At 68.7% G+C, this 4,200-nt stretch carries 4 protein-coding genes; 3 read left to right on the top strand and 1 reads right to left on the bottom strand.

The features are described 5' to 3' along the window. Positions 1 to 1,782: 3'-5' exonuclease (locus WBF82_RS17960; protein WP_424384315.1), on the top strand; the 1,782-nt coding region annotated here is incomplete at its 5' end. Here the strand turns inward: WBF82_RS17960 and WBF82_RS17955 are convergent. Further along, on the bottom strand, positions 1,779 to 2,174 hold the full coding sequence (locus WBF82_RS17955; RefSeq protein WP_424384314.1) for a DoxX family protein: 396 nt from the start codon (positions 2,172 to 2,174) through the stop codon (positions 1,779 to 1,781). The two genes, WBF82_RS17960 and WBF82_RS17955, sit on opposite strands and share 4 nt — an antisense overlap. A 39-nt stretch (positions 2,175 to 2,213) precedes the next feature. Here WBF82_RS17955 and WBF82_RS17950 point away from each other — a divergent pair, with 39 nt between their 5' ends. Together WBF82_RS17950 and nudC are read left to right on the top strand one after the other, a co-directional pair. After that, on the top strand, positions 2,214 to 3,281 hold the full coding sequence (locus WBF82_RS17950; protein WP_424384313.1) for a potassium channel family protein: 1,068 nt from the start codon (positions 2,214 to 2,216) through the stop codon (positions 3,279 to 3,281). Continuing rightward, the coding region (nudC, locus tag WBF82_RS17945; RefSeq protein WP_424384312.1) for an NAD(+) diphosphatase at positions 3,278 to 4,200 on the top strand (923 nt) is incomplete at its 3' end. The genes WBF82_RS17950 and nudC, both read left to right, overlap by 4 nt.

Genomic DNA, 4,200 nt, shown 5'->3' with positions numbered 1-4,200 from the left:
GAGCCGGGCGCAGCGGGTCGCCACCATGAGGCTGGGCCGATCGACGGCGGGGCGCCGCCCACCGGTGAAACTGCCGAGCAGATCGCCCAGGCGGCCGGCCCGGAGGCCGACACCGCGGGCCTGGCCGACGCGATCGCTGACCCCGGGCCGGCGAGCGATTATTCGGTGGCCGGGTATCGGCGCATCGCCGCGCTCGCAGAGGAATTGAACATGCTGCGCGGTCACCTCGGCCATCCACTTCCCGACCTGGTCGCCGAGGTGCGCCGGCTGCTGGGCGTCGACTGTGAGGTTCGCGCGGCGATGCCCGCCGCGTCGGGGTGGTCGGGCGTCGAGCAGCTGGACGCCTTCGCCGACGTGGTCGGCCGCTACGCCGAGGCGACAACCGCCGCGTCAGTCGACGGTCTGCTCGCCTACCTGGACGCCGCCGCAGTCGTCGAAAACGGCTTGTCGCCGGCGCAAATCGTCGTCGCCCAGAATCGGGTGCAGGTGCTGACCGTGCACGCCGCCAAGGGTTTGGAATGGCAGCTGGTCGCTGTACCCCACCTGTCGGCAGGGGTGTTCCCGTCGACCGCACAGGCGCGCACCTGGCTGACCGACGCCGCCGACCTTCCGCCGCTGCTGCGCGGCGATCGTGCCTCGGCGGGTGTGCACGGTGTCCCGGTGCTGGATACGTCGGATGTGACCGATCGAAAGCAGCTGTCCGACAAGATATCCACGCATCGTCGCCAGCTGGAGCAACGTCGCCTCGACGAGGAGCGCAGGCTGCTGTACGTGGCCATCACCCGCGCCGAAGACACCCTGCTGCTCTCTGGCCATCATTGGGGCGCAACCGGCATCAAGCCGCGCGGCCCTTCGGATTTCCTGACCGAGCTCAAAGACATCATCGACCGGTCGGCCGCCGCCGGCGAACCATGCGGAGTGATCGAGCAGTGGGCGTCGGCGCCGGCTGACGGCGACCGAAACCCGTTGCGCGACAGCGTTCATGAGGCGGTGTGGCCCGTCGACCCATTGGGCGAACGCGGCGCCGACGTGCAGCGCGGGGCGGCGCTGGTAGCCGCGGCGATGTCGGCGGACGCACCACCGGCGATGACCGACGCCGACACCGAAGGCTGGGCCGCCGACGTCGATGCGCTGCTCAGCGAGCGGGCCCGCGCCGCCCACCAGCCCGCGCCAACGCTGCCAAGCCAACTGTCGGTCAGCAGCCTGGTGGACTTGGCCCGCGAGCCGGAGCACGCCGCGCAGCGGCTGATGCGCCGGCTCCCGGCACGGCCTGACCCGCATGCGTTGCTGGGCAACGTATTCCACGACTGGGTTCAGCGATTCTACGGCGCTGAGCGGCTGTTCGACCTCGGCGACCTGCCCGGCGCGGCCGACACCGACACCGCACAGCGCGAGGCCGACGAGCTGGCCACGCTGCAGGCGGCGTTCCTCGCGTCGCCGTGGGCTGCCCGTACGCCGGTGGATGTCGAGGTGCCATTCGAGATGGCTATCGGCGACACCGTGGTCCGCGGCCGCATCGACGCGGTTTTCGCCGATCCCGACGGCGGCGCCACGGTGGTGGACTGGAAGACCGGCGAGCCGCCACGTGGGCCGGAGGCCACCCGACAGGCCGCCATCCAGCTCGCTGTGTACCGGCTGGCCTGGGCCGCGCTACGTGGATGCCCGGAATCGTTGGTGCGCACCGCTTTTCATTATGTGCGCTCCGGAGTCACCGTCGTGCCCGATGTGCTGCCGGGACCCGACGAGCTGGCCGCGCTGGTGGCGCCGCCGGCGACGAGTTAGGCGTTGCGGCGGACCTTGAGCGCCGCGGTGATCATCGGGATTTGAAACGGCAGCCGGGCCAGCGCGGCGATGCGCATCGGCCACGCCTTGTCCCACCACAACCGGACCATGTTGACGTTCGCCGGGAACACACCGATGAACAATGCGACGGCTGCCAGTGCGGCGGACCGTCGAGTGCGTCGGGCCAACAGCAGGGCTCCGATAATGACCTCGGCGACGCCGGACATGTAGGTGTAGAGCCGGGGACTTCCGGGCAGCTCGGCGGGGACGATGTCGTCGAACGGTTTCGGCGCCAAAAAGTGCACGATGCCGACGCTGAGCAGCATTGCCGCGATTCGGTAAGCGGCCGCCTGGCTGGCCTCACGCTGAGCTATTGGTGCGGTGGCGGTCATGGTTACATTGTGTCGTGCGCCAGGTCGAGCCGATGAGCTGTGGCAAAAACTAACCGGCGGCCAGGCGATCTTGACGAGACGCTGACCCAGCTCCCCGCGTATGCGCTGGTCGGCGTGCTGCGCGTGCCGGAACTCCCCATCGGCCCGGTGCGCGCGATCTGGCGGCGCGTTCTGATCGCACTGCTCGCGTTACTGGTCGCGGTGATCACCGTCTACCTCACCCGCGACGGCTACACCGACGTGCGCGGTGACCGGATGTCGCTGCTCGACTGTGTGTATTTCGCGACGGTGTCTCTGACGACCACCGGCTACGGCGACGTCACCCCGTTCACGGAATCCGCGCGGCTGACCAACATTCTGATCATCACCCCGCTGCGAATCCTGTTCATCGTGGTGTTGGTCGGCACGACGCTTCAGGTGCTCACCGAACGGTCCCGGCAAGCGTGGAAGATTCAGCGTTGGAGGAGCAGAGTGCGCAACCATACCGTCGTGGTCGGCTACGGCACCAAGGGGAAAACTGCGGTCGCCGCGATCCTCGATGACGAGACCGCCAGCAAAGACGTGATCGTCGTCGACACCGAGAAGGCCGCCCTCGACCACGCATCCAACGCAGGTCTGGTCACCGTGCACGGCGACGCGACCAGATCCGATGTGCTGCGTCTGGCGGCGGTTCAGCACGCGTCGGCGATCATCATCGCGACCAGCCGCGACGACACCGCGGTGTTGGTCACCCTGACGGCCCGCGAAATCGCGCCCAACGTCAAGATCGTGGCGTCGATCCGCGAGGCTGAAAACCAACATCTACTCAAGCAATCCGGCGCAAACTCCGTCGTCGTCTCCTCGGAGACCGCGGGCCGGCTACTCGGTGTGGCCACTACAACGCCCAGCGTGGTAGCGATGATCGAAGACCTGCTGACGCCGTCGGAGGGATTAGCCATCGCCGAGCGCGACGTCGAGCAGGCCGAGGTCGGCGGTTCCCCGCGCCATCTGTCCGACATCGTGCTCGGGGTGGTGCGCGACGGCCAATTGCTGCGCGTCGACGCACCCGAGGTCGACGCCATCGAAGCCGGCGACCGGCTGTTGTATGTGCGCAGCGCGGGGAGGTGAGGCCGACCGTGGACTTCCAATTGCAGAGCGTGCCGTTGCTGTCGCGGATCGGCGCCGACCGTGCCGATCAGGTGCGAACCGATGTCGACGCGGCCACCGAAGGCTGGCCGGACGCCGCTTTGCTGCGGCTTGACGCGCGCAACCAGGTGATGGTCGCCGACGGCCGGGTGGTGTTGGGCCGCGCGAAGGCGTTGGCGGACAAGCCGCCGCCGGACGCGGTGTTCCTGGGCCGCATCGAAGATGGTCGACATGTGTGGGCAGTCCGCGGCCCGCTGGAAGCGCCCGACGATCCCGACCTGAAGGCCGAGGTGGCCGATCTGCGCCGGGGAGGCCAGCTCTTCGACGACGTCGGTGCGCAACTGGTGTCGTCGGCCGCAGCGCTGCTGAACTGGCATGCCAGCGCCCGGTTCAGCTCGGTGGACGGGTCGCCCACCAAGCCGGTCAGGGCAGGCTGGGCCAGGGTCAATCCGGTCACCGGTCAGGAGGAATTCCCGCGCATCGACCCGGCCGTCATCTGCCTGGTGCATGACGGCGGCGACCGGGCCGTGCTGGCCCGCCAAACGGTATGGCCGGAGCGAATGTTCTCGCTGTTGGCGGGGTTCGTGGAAGCCGGCGAGTCGTTCGAAACCTGTGTCGCGCGGGAGATCCGCGAGGAAATCGGGCTGTCGGTCCGTGATGTGCGCTATCTCGGCAGCCAGCCGTGGCCGTTCCCGCGCTCGCTGATGGTCGGCTTCCATGCGATCGGCGATCCCGACCAGGACTTCGCGTTCAACGACGGGGAGATCGCCGAGGCGGCGTGGTTCACCCGCGACGAGGTGCGTGCCGCGCTGGCACTCGGTGATTGGAGCAGCGCCGCGGACGCCAAACTGCTGCTGCCCGGATCGGTGTCGATCGCGCGGGTGATCATCGAATCCTGGGC

It is taken from the genome of Mycobacterium sp., assembly GCF_049673265.1.
In the GTDB taxonomy this organism is placed as follows: Bacteria; Actinomycetota; Actinomycetes; order Mycobacteriales; family Mycobacteriaceae; genus Mycobacterium.
Note: the sequence above shows the minus strand (reverse complement) of the source record. Positions and strands in the feature narration are given on the sequence as shown.